The sequence below is a fragment of the Enterobacter sp. HMSC16D10 genome (assembly GCF_001807145.1).
In the GTDB taxonomy this organism is placed as follows: domain Bacteria; phylum Pseudomonadota; class Gammaproteobacteria; order Enterobacterales; family Enterobacteriaceae; genus Enterobacter; species Enterobacter roggenkampii.
The window spans coordinates 124,650-139,297 of sequence record NZ_KV787902.1 but is presented as its reverse complement, the minus strand read 5'-3'; the positions used below and the strand labels follow the sequence as shown (position 1 = coordinate 139,297).

The following is a 14,648-nucleotide window of genomic DNA, read 5'->3' as shown; positions in this document are numbered from 1 at the left end:
GGTTTCGCTTTCTAGCTATAAAGGAGTATTTTTTATTTTCCCCTGACTGCAAATTAACCGATTTGAGGTCGTCATTATTTTTATCCTCAGCTTTCAAATTTTTAGCTCAAAGTTAGGAATAATCTGAACAGTTGTTTACAAGTCCTTCCTGTCTATCCATATTTCCAACGCAAGCGAAGCGCAAATTTACAAATATTTAAAAATAACGCAACCGCAAATAGCAAAACGCATTTGACGGATCGCACACAGCGACTAGAGTTATTACTCGAACGACGAGTGATACGGAATATTTTCGTATCGTACTGACATAACCAATATATGACTATGAGGTTTAATATGGCAGAGCATCGTGGTGGTTCCGGTAATTTCGCTGAAGACCGTGAAAAAGCATCAGAAGCTGGACGTAAAGGTGGCCAGCACAGCGGTGGTAATTTTAAAAACGATCCGCAACGCGCATCTGAAGCGGGTAAGAAAGGGGGACAGAACAGTCACGGCGGAGGCCGTAAATCTGATAACTCCTGATCTTATTTAGTACTCTTTTAATAAAACCAGAGAGCATGCTGCGGGCTGAAAAGCTCGCAGTACCCTTTCTTTATTTTACCGGAGCGTAATAATTATGAATATGAAAAGTGTAGAGGATGTATTTATTCATCTTCTGTCGGATACCTACAGCGCAGAAAAGCAGCTTACCCGAGCGTTAAGCAAACTTGCCCGCGCCGCCTCCAGCGAGAAGCTGAGCGCCGCCTTTACCGCACACCTTGAAGAGACGCAAGGTCAGATCGAACGCATCGACCAGATCGTGGAACAGGAAGACGGCATCAAGCTCAAGCGCATGAAATGCGTCGCAATGGAAGGCTTAATAGAAGAAGCGAATGAAGTCATCGAAAGCACGGAAAAAAATGAAGTCCGTGATGCCGCATTAATTGCCGCTGCGCAAAAAGTGGAGCATTACGAAATAGCCAGCTACGGTACCCTTGCCACTCTGGCAGAACAGCTCGGCTATAAAAAAGCCGTTAAGCTTCTTGCCGAAACGCTGGAAGAAGAGAAAGAGACCGACCTTAAACTCACCGACCTGGCCGTTGGCAATATTAACCAAAAAGCGCAAAAATGACGCGATAATACAGGTTAAATAAAATGAGCATCAGTCCCAGGACAATTAAACGGTGCCATTTAGCGGCAGCGATAATATGGTTCATTCTCGCTATCCCTTCCGTCATCTGGTGGAAGAACAGCGTGCTATGGGTCATTATCATCAGTATTTATGCCAATATTGTCGGCCATTTATCTGGCTACAGTGCCGCACGTGCCGATCAGGCTGCTGAAAGTGAGACCAAATAAGCGAACCCCTAATGAGGATACAATGATGAATCACGTAGAACACTACCATGACTGGCTACGCGATGCCCATGCAATGGAAAAGCAAGCCGAATCTATGCTGGAATCCATGGCCAGCCGTATCGATAATTATCCTGATGTTCGCGCCAGAATTGAGCAACATATTAATGAGACAAAACGGCAAATCACATTGCTGGAGGAAATCCTCGACCGTAATGATATTTCTCGTTCGGTCTTAAAAGACTCGATGAGCAAAATGGCGGCGCTGGGACAATCCATCGGCGGCATGTTCCCTTCTGACGAAATCGTGAAGGGCTCGATCAGCGGCTATGTTTTCGAACAGTTTGAAATCGCCTGCTATACCTCCCTGCTGGCGGCGGCCAAAAAAGCGGGTGACACCGCCTCGATACCCGCTATTGAGACGATCCTCGCCGAAGAGCGCGAAATGGCCGACTGGCTGATTCGTCATATCCCGCAAACGACGGAACAGTTCCTGCTGCGTTCAGACGCGTCGGGTGTCGAAGCGAAAAAATAACCCACAGGAGAGTGAGCATGTTTCGACACGTCAAACAGTTGCAATACACGGTTCGCGTCGCCGAACCGAATCCCGGCCTGGCGAACCTTTTACTGGAACAATTTGGCGGACCGCAGGGTGAACTGGCCGCCGCCTGCCGCTACTTTACGCAAGGGTTGAGCGATGACGATCCGGGCCGTAAAGACATGCTGATGGATATCGCGACCGAGGAGTTAAGCCACCTCGAAATCATCGGTACCCTGGTCGGTATGCTGAATAAAGGTGCCAAGGGCGCGCTGGCGGAAGGGGTGGAAAATGAGGCCGAGCTGTATCGCTCCATGACCGAAAACGGGAATGACAGCCACATCACCTCCCTGCTCTACGGCGGCGGAACCCCGCTAACCAACTCAGCGGGCGTACCCTGGACGGCGGCCTACGTCGACACCATTGGCGAGCCGACGGCGGATCTGCGTTCGAACGTGGCGGCCGAGGCCAGAGCCAAAATCATCTATGAACGGCTGATCAACGTGACTGACGATCCTGGCGTTAAAGATGCCCTGGCGTTTCTGATGACGCGTGAGGCGGCGCATCAGCTCTCCTTTGAGAAGGCGCTGCAGTCCATCCGTAATAATTTCCCGCCGGGAAAACTGCCGCCAATCGAGGAATTCACCAACAAGTACTACAATATGTCTGAAGGTGGAGAGGTTCGCGGAAGCTGGAACAGCGATAAACATTTCGATTACGTTGAGTCCCCCCAGCCTGCGGTGGATGGCGGCGATGGCAGTGCCAGCGTGACGCTCACAACCGAGCAGGCAACCCTGGTTAAGGCGATGTCTGCCCGCACGAAGTCCGATCCACATTCCGACCCGCTGACCGGTGCCGAGTTGGGTGCCGGTAAGACTAAACCGTAATCGGTTTGCCGGGCAGGCCTGACCTGCCCGGCAATTCGCGTGCCCCATCGTCTCAGAGGTACGGACCATGTTCGAACTCGATGCGTTTCATCTGGCCAGAATTCAGTTCGCTTTTACCGTCTCGTTCCACATCCTGTTTCCTGCGATCACCATCGGTCTCGCCAGCTACCTGGTGGTGCTGGAGGGCATGTGGCTGCGCACCAAAAACGACGTCTGGCGATCGTTGTACCACTTCTGGCTAAAGATATTTGCCGTTAACTTCGGCATGGGCGTCGTTTCCGGGCTGGTGATGGCGTACCAGTTTGGCACCAACTGGAGCGGGTTCTCCCAGTTCGCGGGCAGCATTACCGGCCCGCTTCTGACCTACGAGGTATTAACCGCCTTCTTCCTGGAGGCCGGATTCCTCGGCGTCATGATGTTCGGCTGGAACAAGGTCGGCCCGGGGCTGCACTTCTTTTCGACCTGCATGGTGGCGCTCGGCACGCTTATGTCGACCTTCTGGATCCTCGCCTCCAACAGCTGGATGCATACGCCGCAGGGTTTCACTATCGAAAACGGGCAGGTTATCCCGCAGGACTGGCTGGCGATCGTCTTTAACCCCTCCTTCCCGTACCGTCTTATTCATATGGCTATCGCCGCGTTCCTGAGCAGCGCGCTGTTTGTCGGCGCGTCGGCCGCCTGGCATCTGCTGCGCGGTAACGATACGCCCGCCGTTCGCACCATGTTTTCGATGGCGATGTGGATGGCGCTGCTGGTCGCCCCTATCCAGGCGGTGGTGGGCGATATGCACGGCCTGAACACGCTTGAGCATCAGCCAGCCAAAATCGCCGCTATTGAGGGTCACTGGGAAAATCCGCCCGGCGAGGCCACCCCGCTGCTGCTGTTTGGCCTGCCGGATATGGAGGAAGAACGCACCAAATACGGTCTGGAGATCCCCGCGCTCGGCAGCCTGATTCTGACGCACAGCCTGGATAAACAGGTCCCGGCCCTGAAAGACTTCCCGAAAGAGGATCGACCCAACTCGACCATCGTTTTCTGGTCGTTCCGCATTATGGTGGGGATGGGTCTGCTGATGATTACCCTCGGTCTGCTCAGCCTCTGGCTACGCTATCGCCATCGACTTTACCACTCGCGTCCGTTCCAGTGGTTTGCCCTCTGCATGGGGCCTGCGGGGCTGGTCGCGCTGCTTGCCGGCTGGGTGACCACCGAAGTAGGCCGTCAGCCGTGGGTTGTCTATGGCTACCTGCGCACCATCGACGCGGTATCGCTGCACAGCACCCTGCAGATGAGCATTAGCCTGCTGGCGTTCTTCGTCGTCTACTCATCCGTATTTGGCGTGGGCTATGTTTATCTCATCCGGCTGATTAAGAAAGGTCCTCAGCCCGTTAATACGCTGACGTCAAACACCTCGGGCACGCCTGCCCGTCCGCTGTCAGCCGCGGAGTCTGTTCCGGAAGAGGAGAGAATCTGATGGGCGTCGATATCTCAGTGATTTGGTTTGCCATCATCGTGTTTGCCACGCTGATGTATATCATTATGGACGGCTTCGATCTGGGGATTGGCCTGCTGTTTAACTTCGTGGGCGATGCCAAAGAGCGCGATGTGATGGTCAATAGCGTGGCGCCCGTCTGGGACGGCAACGAGACCTGGCTGGTGCTCGGCGGCGCGGGGCTGTTCGGCGCGTTTCCGCTGGCCTATGCGGTGATCATTGATGCGCTGACCATCCCCCTCACCGCGATGCTGATCGGCCTCATCTTTCGCGGCGTTGCCTTTGAGTTCCGCTTCAAAGCCACCCCTTCACACCGCAAATTCTGGGACTACTCCTTTGCCGGCGGCTCCCTGCTCGCCACCTTCAGCCAGGGCGTGGTGGTGGGCGCCGTGATCAACGGCTTTGACGTGGAGGGCCGACGTTTTGTCGGCTCTTCGCTGGACTGGCTCACGCCTTTCAACCTCTTCTGCGGCATCGGGCTGGTCGTCGCCTACACGCTGCTGGGCACCACCTGGCTCATCATGAAAAGCGAAGGCGCGCTGCAACAACGCATGCGCGAACTGACCCGCCACGTGCTGCTGGCGCTGATGCTGGTTATCGCGGTGGTCAGCGTCTGGACGCCGCTCGGCTGGCAGTACGTCGCCGACCGCTGGTTTACCCTGCCCAACTTCTTCTGGTTCCTGCCGGTTCCGCTGCTGGTCGGGATCTTCAGCGTGCTGATCTGGCGCCTGACCCGCAATCCGGACAGCCACGCGCGCCCTTTCCTGCTGACGCTGGGGCTGATCTTCCTCGGGTTCAGCGGACTGGGTATCAGCCTCTGGCCGAACATTATTCCGCCGCGTATCACTCTGTGGGAGGCCGCGGCCCCGCCTGCCAGCCAGCTGTTTATGCTGGTTGGGACGTTACTGATTATTCCGGTGATCCTGGTGTACACCGCCTGGAGCTACTACGTGTTCCGGGGCAAGGTTTCGGATACTGAAGGCTATCACTGAGGCACGCTATGACGGACTGGCATACACGGGCCATTATTTACCAGATTGATACCGCACTCTTTTATGATTTGAACGGCGATGGCTGCGGGGACATCGCCGGGATAGCGGCCAAGCTGCGGTACATTCGCCGCATGGGGGCGACGGTTATCTGGATCACCCCGTTTTATCTCACGCCCTTTCTCGATGAAGGCTATGACGTCAGCGACCATCTCCAGGTGGACCCCCGCTTCGGAAAGCTGGCCGATATTATTGCCCTGATCGAACAGGCCCGCGAGCTGGGCATGCAGGTCATTATTGAGCTGCTGATCCAGCACACCTCCGACGCGCACCCCTGGTTCCAGCAGGCCCGCCGTAACCCGGCGTCACCCTACCGGGATTACTACCTCTGGTCAGATACTGACGAGGACGATACGCCCCCCATGTTTCCCGGCGTGGAGGAGAGCATCTGGAGCTGGGACGACGAGGCGGGACAATACTACCGGCACATGTTCTATCGCCACGAACCGGACCTGAACCTGACCTCACCCGCGGTGCTGAAAGAGATTGAGAACATCATCCTCTTCTGGCTCAAACTGGGCGTGTCGGGGTTCCGCCTGGATGCCGCCTCCCACCTGACCACGCAGGCGGGAAACGGTGATGAAAAAAAGGGTCTGTGGATCCTCGAGCATATGCGACGTCTTATTGAGGAACATAATCCGGACGCGATCCTGCTGGGTGAAGTGGACGTCGAGGTGGAGGCCTATCAGGACTACTTTGGCAATAATGACCGCCTGAATCTGGTGCTCAATTTCTGGCTCAACAAGTATTTTTACGTCAGCCTGGCCCGCAAAAGCGCCCGTCCGCTGCGCAACGCGGTGAAGAAAATGATCGTCCCGCCCGATTCATGCTGTTTTGCCAACTGGCTGCGCAATCACGACGAGCTGGATCTGGAGGGCATCAGCCAGAAAGACAAACAGTTTGTCCTCGATACCTTCGCCCCTGATGAGGAGATGAACGTCTATCAGCGCGGGATCCGCCGCCGCCTGGCACCGATGCTCAACGGCGATCTGAAGCGGCTGGCGTTCTGCCACGCGGTACTCTTTTCCCTGCCCGGCGTTCCGGTGATGCGCTATGGCGATGAGATCGGCATGGGGGATGACCTCGATCTGGAGGAGCGCTACGCTGTGCGCACCCCCATGCAGTGGGCGGGATCGCAAGGCGGCGGTTTTTCGGCAGCCGACCCGGAAAAATTTATCGCGCCGATTATCGACCGCGGCCCTTACCGCTATCAAAAAATCAACGTCGCTGATTCGCTGCTCCACCGCAACTCGCTCCTGCACCGCATCATTGATATCGCCAATACCCGCTCGGAGTTCCCCGAAATTGCCGTTGCGCCCTTTCGGCTCCTCACGATCGATAGTGACGCGGTGCTGGGGATCTATTACGAGACCGAAGAACGCAGCATCCTGACCTTTGTTAACTTCAGTGACCAGCCGGTGCAGTTCACCGTGAAGGGGATCCGCAACACGACCTGGACCGCCTGTCTCGCGGACAAACGCTACGATGACGCGCTGGTTTGCGGTAAAACCGTCGAGCTCAGCCTTGGCGGCTACGGCTATCGCTGGTTCTGGACGCACCGCAGCGCGCTGCGCTGATTACGGTTTCCGGCGGGTGAGCAAACGCGTCAACACAATACCCGCCACCGCAAGGGCCCCTAACGCCACTTTGCCCGGCATACCGGAGGTCACGGACGACGCGCGGGTTTTCGCTTCGTCAGTGAAACGGCCATGGATTTTGTGCAGGTCGTTAACCGGCTGGTCGAGATAATCCCGGCGGTCCGGCGCGTTCAGATCGTCGGTCATCTGACCTTCCCAGGCTTTCTTCACCATCAGCCTGTCCAGAAAACCCGGGAAGAGGAACTGCCCGACAATCGACTGAATGGTGCTGCTGCCAACCCACAGCTCGCGCACCGGCTTTTGCGCCACCCTGAAGATGGCGCTGGCGGCGACTTCAGGCTCGAACACCGGCGGTACCGGCCGCATCGCCCACGCGAACTTGTTCCTTGCCCATTCGAACTGCGGCGTATTGAGCCCCGGCATCTGCACCATCGCAAGCTGAACCCGGCTGTTCTCATGCATCAGCTCGGTGCGCACCGCATCGGTAAACCCGCGAATCGCCGCTTTGGCCCCGCAGTAGGCGGACTGCAGGGGAATGGAACGGTAGGCCAGCGCGGACCCTACCTGAATAATCACGCCCCTGTCGCGCGGAACCATAAGCTCAAGCGCCGCGCGGGTGCCGTTCACGTAGCCGAGGTATGTCACCTCGGTCACGCGCCGAAACTCATCCGGCGTAAGGGTACGAAACGGTGCCAGCACGGCCCCCATGGCGTTGTTGACCCAGACATCAATCGCACCGAGGCGATACTCAATCTCGTTAGCCGCATCCACAACCGCCTGACTGTCGGCGACGTCCGCCTGCACGGCGTGTGCATTTACGCCGAAGCGGCGCAACTCTTCCTGGGTGGAGTGCAGGCTGGCTTCATCGCGGGCGATGAGGCCCACATCGTAACCTGCTTTTGCAAAGCGCAGCGCCGTGGCTTTTCCCACGCCCGCCGTCCCACCGGTAATCACTATGACAGCCATAGAACCTCCACGTGAACTCAACCGTTATTTCCGTCCGACAATGTTGTTACCAGCTCTGCCAGCGAAAAATGCACCGCTTTTTCCACCACGTCCTGACAGTCTCCGGAGAAAAGCACGGTACGGGTTTTCGTCTCGCCACGTATGTTCCACGCAAAACAGACCGTCCCCGCCGCCGTGCCGTCGTCGCCCCCTTCCGGGCCAGCGTATCCGCTGATGGCGATGCTGATATCCGCCTGGGCAATGTCGCGGATGCTGGCGGCCATCTCGGTCACCGTCTGTTCGCTGACGGCGGTATAGCGCGCCAGCGTTTCAGGACGCACGCCGAGGATCCGCGCTTTCGCGGCATCGCTGAACACCACCAGCCCGACATCATAAAAATCGGCCGTGTTCTCTTCAGCGCAGAGCGCCACCGAGAGCTTTCCCCCGGTGCAGGATTCCGCCGTGGTTAAGCGCAGCCCGGCATCGGTTAACTTGCTCGCCAGTTTTTTTGTCAGTTCACCGACGGTGTAATGGTTATCGTGCAAAAGATTGCTCATCTTGCCGCCTCTTATTTCTCGAAAGGAATGATTGAAATATGTCCATTGCGCTCAAGTATGGCATATTTAATTTGGCTTATTTCGGTAATGCCATTATTCTGACGCGCTGACACCAGAATATCATCGCAAGAGACATCAACCTTTTTGAGTTTATTCGCCAGGGGAATGCCGTTTTCCACCAGAATCACGGGTGTTCCGTCCAGAATATTCTCTACCGGGGAAAAATACTTTTTCATAAGGCCAAAAATAATATCCACTACCACCAGGGTGGTAATCGTAATCATCGCGCCGGTGACGGAAAAATCCTGCCCCAGAAGCGCCTGCTGCGTGGCTTCACTAATTATCAGGAGAAGAATGAGATCAAAGCTGGTCATCTGCAGCAGCGCGCGTCGCCCGGCCACTTTAAATACCACCACGAGGAACAGATAAATAGCCAGCGCACGAAAGACCATATCCATATCAGCCTCCTACGGGTAAATAAATTGCCAGAGGGTGATCTCCGGCTCGTTGTTTACGCGGATGACCGAGTTCCATTTACCGGCCCGGGACGGTGTGGTAAAGAGTAATACCGAAAAGTTGTCCGTCTTTTTCAGGTTGTGATAAACAAAATAGAGGCTATTTCCGTGGCTGAACATGGCGTCCGGCTGGGGCCAGACGCTGCCTGGATCATACGCCTCGCTACTCTCGCTGGTGACGCTGAGGGTATAGGTCCCCTCCGTTTTCACCGGAAACGCAAGCTGCATCCGTGTCTCCGTCTCCCGCCGCCCGAAGCGCTCATAGTTTATGGTCAGCGACTTGGCGGAATTTGTTTTTACCGTATCGCTGACTATTCCGCTTGAAAACAGACCGGCAATGGCGGCAACGATAATACCTAACAGAACAATAAACCCCACCTGACGAAACGCGTATTCAAACGTCAGCAAGCGATATCTTTCCTCTATCCCGGGTAACTTTTCATTTTCACGCTTCATGGCCATCGTCACCGTTTCGCTTATTATCCGATAATTTTGATTTCTAACGCGAATGTTTTTAGGACTTATCACATTTGCCACATAAAGGAATAGCAACAATACTTAATAAGTCAAGACACCCAAAATGAAGGATATCCGATGAAATTATCGCTTATTTCCGCTTTTTTGATATTTCTGGTTCCGGCCGCATGGGCAGATAATAACGGCGGGTTACAAAAAGGTGAAGCCCCGCCGCCGCCCCACGCCCTGGATAGCGGATATCGCGGAACCGATGACGCGCGTATTATGACCATCGATCAGGCAAAACAACTGCACGACGGTGCGACCATTTCATTACGCGGTAATCTTATTGACGGTAGCGGCGATAAGTTTGTATTTCAGGATAAAACCGGAAAAATCGACGTTATTATTCCCCAGGCAGTCTTCGACGGCAGAACGGTAAAACCCGACCAGATGATCAGCATCAACGGTTCGCTTGATAAAAAATCATCTCCTGCCGTCGTCCGTGTCGATCGTTTGCAGAAATAATTCAGCGAAGCGTTAACGCTGCAGTTATCCATCAAATCTCACCCCTTGGCTTAAGGAGTCAGCTATGAGTGATACCCAACAACGTACGAACGCTTACCCGCAGCCCCCGTTCCCGGAACAGCCGCAAACGCCACCGGGACTGGCATCCGAAATGCAACCTGTACCCGACCACGGGGAAACCAGCTACAAAGGGCATGGCCGCCTGGCCGGTAAAAAAGCGCTGATCACCGGCGGTGACTCGGGTATCGGTCGCGCAGTGGCCATCGCCTATGCCCGCGAAGGTGCAGACGTGGCTATTAACTACCTGCCTGAAGAGGAAAAAGACGCCGCGGAGGTCATCGACCTGATCAAAGCCGAAGGCCGGAATGCCGTCGCGCTGCCGGGGGACGTTCGGGACGAAACCTTCTGCCAGAATCTGGTCGAAGAAGCCGTCTCGAAGCTGGGCGGGCTGGATATTCTGGTCAATAACGCCGGTCGTCAGCAGTTCCGTGAATCCCTTGAAGAGCTGACCACCGAAGATTTTGACGCGACGTTTAAAACCAATGTCTATGCCCCCTTCTGGATCACGAAGGCGGCGCTGCGCCACCTGAAAGCCTCGTCCGTTATCATTAATACCTCCTCCGTTCAGGCCGTGAAGCCGAGCCCGGTGCTGCTGGACTACGCCCAGACCAAAGCCTGCCTGGCGGTATTTACCAAATCCTTAGCCAAGCAGCTGGGTCCGAAAGGCATTCGCGTCAACGCGGTCGCCCCTGGCCCTTACTGGACGGTGCTGCAATCCAGCGGTGGCCAGCCGATGGAAAAAGTGAAGGAGTTTGGCGGCGATACCCCGCTGGGACGTCCGGGTCAGCCCGTCGAGATTGCCCCGCTGTACGTCACGCTGGCCTCGGATGAATGTTCATTTACCTCCGGCCAGGTATGGTGTTCTGACGGCGGTGACGGCGTGATCTGACCCCTTAACCCTCCCTCTCTGCAATGAGCAATAAATGAACAAGGATGTTCACTTTTCTTCCCCTGCCGAAAAACATGTTGTAACTCAAACAGATCAAATGTTAAAAATATTTTGCTATCAAGTTATCAAAATTAAACAACTTAGCTTGTCACCCGCATCGCTCTGTTTTTAACATCGCCTATGGAAAAAAATGGTCTGTTCAGTCAGCGCATACGCTTGCGCCATTTGCATACATTTGTGGCCGTCGCTCAACAGGGAACGCTGGGGCGTGCGGCTGAAACTCTTAACCTGAGCCAGCCTGCGCTCTCGAAAACCCTCAACGAGCTTGAACAGCTGACCGGCGCCCGTCTTTTTGACCGGGGTCGGCTGGGGGCGCAGCTTACCATCGTGGGCGAACAGTTCCTTACGCACGCCGTCAAAGTGCTGGATGCGCTCAATACCGCAGGCCAGTCGCTGCATCGAAAAGAAGAACACACCAGCGAGGTCGTCCGCGTCGGGGCCCTGCCCACCGCCGCGCTGGGCATTCTTCCGCCGGTGATTGGCCAGTTCCACAAGCAGCAACGGCATACCACGATCCAGGTTGCCACCATGAATAACACCATGCTGCTCGCGGGGCTGAAATCGGGCGAGCTGGATATCGGGATTGGCCGCATGTCCGACCCTGAACTGATGGGCGGTCTCAATTACGAGCTGCTGTTCCTGGAGTCCCTGAAGCTGGTGGTTCGTCCCGATCATCCGCTGCTGCAGGACACGGTGACGTTAAGCCGCGTCATGGAGTGGCCGGTGGTGGTGTGCCCGAAAGGGACCGTCCCACGTCAGACCGCCGAAACCTTGCTGCAAATGCAGGGGTGTACGCTGCCCTCAGGGTGTATCGAAACGCTGTCAGCCTCGCTTTCACGCCAGCTCACCCTCGACTATGACTACGTCTGGTTCGTTCCCTCCGGCGCGGTAAAAGATGATTTGCGCCAGGGCACGCTGACCGCTCTCCCCGTAACGGCCCCCGGCGCCGGTGAACCTATCGGCATTTTGACCCGTGTAGATACCCCGCTTTCCACCGGCGCGCAGACGCTGCTGAGCGCCATCCGTAAATCGATGCCGGTTTAATACCCCTCACCCTAGCCCTCTCCCCTAAAGGGGCGAGGGAACAGACCTGCGCGTTAATCAAATAATGCGAAATCATTCATTAACAATTGCGTAAAACAATTTAACAGTTTTATCATAGCCGTGAATTCACCAAATGGTTCACAAGCGGTTTGATAAAAACGAATTCACCCGTACTAATCATCAATCCCACCGCATTTATTACCCAACTGGTACATACCCGACACGGCGGCGGGATCTAAAGGAGAGAGAAATGGCATTTGGCAGCGCGCCACGTGGAATACCGCGTATTCTGCAGTGGCTTCTTGCCGGACTGATGATGCTCATCGGTCTGGCGGTCGGCGGGTTGGGCTTTAAGCTCGCCACCGTAGGCGGGAGTAGTTACTTCCTGATAATGGGCGTGGCAATGGTGATTGCCGCGATCCTGATTTTCCTCAACCGCATCAGCGGGATACTGCTTTACGGCATCGCGTTTATTGCCTCGCTGTTCTGGGCGGTAAGCGATGCGGGCTGGGATTTCTGGCCGCTCTTCTCCCGCCTGTTTACCTTTGCCGTGCTGGCGTTCTTGTGCGCCATCGTCTGGCCCTTCCTGCGTGCGGCAAACCACACTGCACCAAACAAAGCCCCCGCTTTTGGCGTCGCGGCGCTGCTCGCGGTGGCCATGCTGGTCAGCCTCGGCTGGATGTTTAAGCCGCAAACCCTTGTGGCAGCGAACGAGCCCGTGCCGGTGAAACCCGTCGCACCCGGCGAGCAGCAAAAGAACTGGGAGCACTGGGGCAACACCACCCACGGCGACCGCTTCGCCGCGCTGGACCAGATTAACAAGCAAAACGTCAGCTCGCTGAAAGTCGCGTGGGTTGCGCACACCGGCGATATTCCGCAGAGCAACGGCTCGGGTGCGGAAGATCAGAACACGCCGCTGCAGGTTGGCGACACGCTGTATGTCTGTACGCCGTACAGTAAAGTGCTGGCGCTGGACGTGGATTCCGGTAAAGAAAAATGGCGCTACGATTCCAAAGCCACGGCCCCTAACTGGCAGCGCTGTCGCGGTCTGGGCTATTTTGAAGACCACTCCACCGTGACAACGTCACAGGCAGAAACACAGCCAGCGGCATGTCCTCGCCGTCTGTTCCTGCCCACCACCGATGCCCGTCTGATTGCCATTAACGCGGATAACGGCAAGGTCTGCGACGACTTTGGCGACCATGGCACCGTGGATCTGAGCGTCGGGATGGGTGAGATTAAGCCCGGATATTATCAGCAGACCTCCACGCCGCTGGTAGCCGGAAACGTCGTTGTCGTCGGCGGTCGCGTCGCGGATAACTACTCGACCGGCGAGCCGCCGGGCGTGGTCCGCGCCTACGACGTTCACACCGGAAAGCTGGCCTGGGCGTGGGATCCGGGTAATCCGAACCTGACCGGCCTGCCGCCGGAAGGCCAGACCTACACCCGCGGTACGCCGAACGTCTGGTCTGCGATGTCCTACGACGCCAAACTGAACCTGATCTACCTGCCAACCGGCAACGCCACGCCAGACTTCTGGGCGGGCGAGCGTACCGCGCTGGACGATAAGTACAGTTCCTCCATCGTCGCCGTCGACGCGGCCACCGGCCAGGTCCGCTGGCATTTCCAGACCACCCACCACGACCTGTGGGACTTTGACCTGCCTTCCCAGCCGCTGCTGTACGACCTGCCTGACGGCAAGGGCGGCACCACGCCTGTGCTGGTGCAGACCAGCAAGCAGGGCATGATCTTCATGCTTAACCGCGAAACCGGCAAGCCGGTGGCGAAGGTAGAGGAACGCCCTGTCCCGGCGGGTAACGTTGAAGGTGAACGCTACTCCCCAACCCAGCCGTACTCTGTTGGCATGCCGATGATTGGCAACCAGACGCTGACCGAGTCCGACATGTGGGGCGCGACGCCAGTCGACCTGCTGCTTTGCCGCATTCAGTTTAAAGAGATGCGTCATCAGGGCGTCTTTACCCCTCCGGGTCTCGACCGTTCCCTGCAGTTCCCCGGCTCACTCGGCGGGATGAACTGGGGCAGCGTCTCCGTTGACCCGAACAACAGCCTGATGTTCGTCAACGATATGCGTTTGGGTCTGGCAAACTACATGGTGCCGCGCGCGAACGTGGCGAAAGATGCCAGCGGCATCGAGATGGGGATTGTCCCGATGGACGGCACGCCGTTCGGCGCGATGCGCGAGCGCTTCCTGTCGCCGCTGGGCATTCCGTGCCAGAAGCCGCCGTTTGGCACCATGTCGGCGGTTGACCTGAAAACCGGCAAGCTGGTGTGGCAGGTTCCTGTTGGTACGGTGGAAGATACCGGCCCGCTGGGCATTCGCATGCACATGCCAATCCCGATCGGCATGCCGACGCTTGGGGCATCGCTCTCGACCCAGTCTGGCCTGCTGTTCTTTGCCGGCACCCAGGATTTCTACCTGCGCGCGTTTGATACCGCCACCGGGAAAGAGATCTGGAAAGACCGCCTGCCGGTCGGCAGCCAGTCCGGCCCGATGACCTACGTGTCGCCGAAAACCGGTAAGCAGTACATCATCATTAACGCCGGTGGCGCCCGCCAGTCGCCGGATCGCGGTGATTACGTTATCGCGTACGCATTACCCGATAAGAAGTAACAGATGAAAAAAGGGACCTTTCGGTCCCTTTTTTTTGCCCGGTGGCGCTACGCTTACGCGGGCCTA

General features: G+C 56.5%; 16 protein-coding genes. 12 read left to right on the top strand and 4 right to left on the bottom strand.

Annotated features, from left to right (window positions below):
* Positions 1-336 precede the first annotated feature (336 nt).
* From HMPREF3143_RS19665 to HMPREF3143_RS19630, 8 genes are all read left to right on the top strand, one after another.
* Positions 337-522 carry a con-10 family general stress protein gene (locus HMPREF3143_RS19665; protein ID WP_004150795.1) on the top strand — a complete coding sequence of 62 codons (186 nt, stop codon included), beginning with the start codon at positions 337-339 and terminating at the stop codon, positions 520-522.
* Between the two features lie 94 nt (positions 523-616).
* Entirely contained in the window at positions 617-1,111 is a 495-nt protein-coding gene (locus HMPREF3143_RS19660) for a YciE/YciF ferroxidase family protein (RefSeq protein WP_008502272.1), read from the top strand.
* Between the two features lie 23 nt (positions 1,112-1,134).
* Positions 1,135-1,338: a hypothetical protein gene (locus HMPREF3143_RS19655; RefSeq protein WP_008502273.1), complete on the top strand. Its 204-nt coding sequence runs from the start codon at positions 1,135-1,137 to the stop codon at positions 1,336-1,338.
* Between the two features lie 25 nt (positions 1,339-1,363).
* Positions 1,364-1,870, top strand: a complete 507-nt coding sequence (locus HMPREF3143_RS19650) for a ferritin-like domain-containing protein (RefSeq protein WP_014883791.1) — start codon at positions 1,364-1,366, stop codon at positions 1,868-1,870.
* A gap of 17 nt (positions 1,871-1,887) precedes the next feature.
* Positions 1,888-2,760, top strand: a complete 873-nt coding sequence (locus tag HMPREF3143_RS19645; RefSeq protein ID WP_008502274.1) for a manganese catalase family protein — start codon at positions 1,888-1,890, stop codon at positions 2,758-2,760.
* Between the two features lie 67 nt (positions 2,761-2,827).
* A complete protein-coding gene (locus HMPREF3143_RS19640) occupies positions 2,828-4,231 on the top strand; it encodes a cytochrome ubiquinol oxidase subunit I (RefSeq protein ID WP_032674763.1) in 1,404 nt (467 codons plus the stop codon).
* On the top strand, positions 4,231-5,241 hold the full coding sequence (gene cydB, locus HMPREF3143_RS19635) for a cytochrome d ubiquinol oxidase subunit II (protein WP_039025101.1): 1,011 nt from the start codon (positions 4,231-4,233) through the stop codon (positions 5,239-5,241). The genes HMPREF3143_RS19640 and cydB overlap by 1 nt, the downstream gene beginning before the upstream one ends.
* An 8-nt stretch (positions 5,242-5,249) precedes the next feature.
* The gene (locus tag HMPREF3143_RS19630) at positions 5,250-6,875 is read left to right on the top strand and encodes an alpha-amylase family protein (protein WP_070534141.1); all 1,626 of its coding nucleotides are present in this window, start codon (positions 5,250-5,252) and stop codon (positions 6,873-6,875) included.
* Here HMPREF3143_RS19630 and HMPREF3143_RS19625 read toward each other — a convergent pair whose 3' ends face one another.
* From HMPREF3143_RS19625 to HMPREF3143_RS19610, 4 genes are read right to left on the bottom strand one after another with little or no spacing between them, the layout of a single operon-like run.
* Entirely contained in the window at positions 6,876-7,862 is a 987-nt protein-coding gene (locus tag HMPREF3143_RS19625) for an SDR family oxidoreductase (RefSeq protein ID WP_070534140.1), read from the bottom strand.
* A gap of 17 nt (positions 7,863-7,879) precedes the next feature.
* The gene (locus HMPREF3143_RS19620; RefSeq protein WP_008502279.1) at positions 7,880-8,398 is read right to left on the bottom strand and encodes a 2-oxo-tetronate isomerase; all 519 of its coding nucleotides are present in this window, start codon (positions 8,396-8,398) and stop codon (positions 7,880-7,882) included.
* Positions 8,399-8,409: 11 nt separating this feature from the next.
* Positions 8,410-8,856 carry a DUF421 domain-containing protein gene (locus HMPREF3143_RS19615; protein ID WP_070534139.1) on the bottom strand — a complete coding sequence of 149 codons (447 nt, stop codon included), beginning with the start codon at positions 8,854-8,856 and terminating at the stop codon, positions 8,410-8,412.
* Positions 8,857-8,865: 9 nt separating this feature from the next.
* A complete protein-coding gene (locus HMPREF3143_RS19610) occupies positions 8,866-9,369 on the bottom strand; it encodes a hypothetical protein (protein WP_045354183.1) in 504 nt (167 codons plus the stop codon).
* A gap of 138 nt (positions 9,370-9,507) precedes the next feature.
* Between HMPREF3143_RS19610 and HMPREF3143_RS19605 the strand changes: the two genes are divergently transcribed.
* From HMPREF3143_RS19605 to HMPREF3143_RS19590, 4 genes are all read left to right on the top strand, one after another.
* The gene (locus tag HMPREF3143_RS19605) at positions 9,508-9,897 is read left to right on the top strand and encodes a YdeI family stress tolerance OB fold protein (RefSeq protein ID WP_008502282.1); all 390 of its coding nucleotides are present in this window, start codon (positions 9,508-9,510) and stop codon (positions 9,895-9,897) included.
* Between the two features lie 64 nt (positions 9,898-9,961).
* A complete protein-coding gene (locus HMPREF3143_RS19600) occupies positions 9,962-10,846 on the top strand; it encodes an SDR family oxidoreductase (RefSeq protein ID WP_021242539.1) in 885 nt (294 codons plus the stop codon).
* Positions 10,847-11,026: 180 nt separating this feature from the next.
* Positions 11,027-11,950, top strand: coding sequence for a LysR substrate-binding domain-containing protein (locus HMPREF3143_RS19595; protein WP_021242540.1), 924 nt, complete (start codon positions 11,027-11,029; stop codon positions 11,948-11,950).
* 250 nt (positions 11,951-12,200) lie between these two features.
* Positions 12,201-14,582 carry a glucose/quinate/shikimate family membrane-bound PQQ-dependent dehydrogenase gene (locus HMPREF3143_RS19590; protein ID WP_070534138.1) on the top strand — a complete coding sequence of 794 codons (2,382 nt, stop codon included), beginning with the start codon at positions 12,201-12,203 and terminating at the stop codon, positions 14,580-14,582.
* Positions 14,583-14,648: the final 66 nt, after the last annotated feature.

Bases quoted from the DNA above. Each gene is read 5' to 3' on its own strand.
- HMPREF3143_RS19665 (WP_004150795.1), top strand. From the start codon at position 337: ATGGCAGAGCATCGTGGTGGTTCCGGTAATTTCGCTGAAGACCGTGAA.
- HMPREF3143_RS19660 (WP_008502272.1), top strand. From the start codon at position 617: ATGAATATGAAAAGTGTAGAGGATGTATTTATTCATCTTCTGTCGGAT.
- HMPREF3143_RS19655 (WP_008502273.1), top strand. From the start codon at position 1,135: ATGAGCATCAGTCCCAGGACAATTAAACGGTGCCATTTAGCGGCAGCG.
- HMPREF3143_RS19650 (WP_014883791.1), top strand. From the start codon at position 1,364: ATGAATCACGTAGAACACTACCATGACTGGCTACGCGATGCCCATGCA.
- HMPREF3143_RS19645 (WP_008502274.1), top strand. From the start codon at position 1,888: ATGTTTCGACACGTCAAACAGTTGCAATACACGGTTCGCGTCGCCGAA.
- HMPREF3143_RS19640 (WP_032674763.1), top strand. From the start codon at position 2,828: ATGTTCGAACTCGATGCGTTTCATCTGGCCAGAATTCAGTTCGCTTTT.
- cydB (WP_039025101.1), top strand. From the start codon at position 4,231: ATGGGCGTCGATATCTCAGTGATTTGGTTTGCCATCATCGTGTTTGCC.
- HMPREF3143_RS19630 (WP_070534141.1), top strand. From the start codon at position 5,250: ATGACGGACTGGCATACACGGGCCATTATTTACCAGATTGATACCGCA.
- HMPREF3143_RS19625 (WP_070534140.1), bottom strand. From the start codon at position 7,862: ATGGCTGTCATAGTGATTACCGGTGGGACGGCGGGCGTGGGAAAAGCC.
- HMPREF3143_RS19620 (WP_008502279.1), bottom strand. From the start codon at position 8,398: ATGAGCAATCTTTTGCACGATAACCATTACACCGTCGGTGAACTGACA.
- HMPREF3143_RS19615 (WP_070534139.1), bottom strand. From the start codon at position 8,856: ATGGATATGGTCTTTCGTGCGCTGGCTATTTATCTGTTCCTCGTGGTG.
- HMPREF3143_RS19610 (WP_045354183.1), bottom strand. From the start codon at position 9,369: ATGAAGCGTGAAAATGAAAAGTTACCCGGGATAGAGGAAAGATATCGC.
- HMPREF3143_RS19605 (WP_008502282.1), top strand. From the start codon at position 9,508: ATGAAATTATCGCTTATTTCCGCTTTTTTGATATTTCTGGTTCCGGCC.
- HMPREF3143_RS19600 (WP_021242539.1), top strand. From the start codon at position 9,962: ATGAGTGATACCCAACAACGTACGAACGCTTACCCGCAGCCCCCGTTC.
- HMPREF3143_RS19595 (WP_021242540.1), top strand. From the start codon at position 11,027: ATGGAAAAAAATGGTCTGTTCAGTCAGCGCATACGCTTGCGCCATTTG.
- HMPREF3143_RS19590 (WP_070534138.1), top strand. From the start codon at position 12,201: ATGGCATTTGGCAGCGCGCCACGTGGAATACCGCGTATTCTGCAGTGG.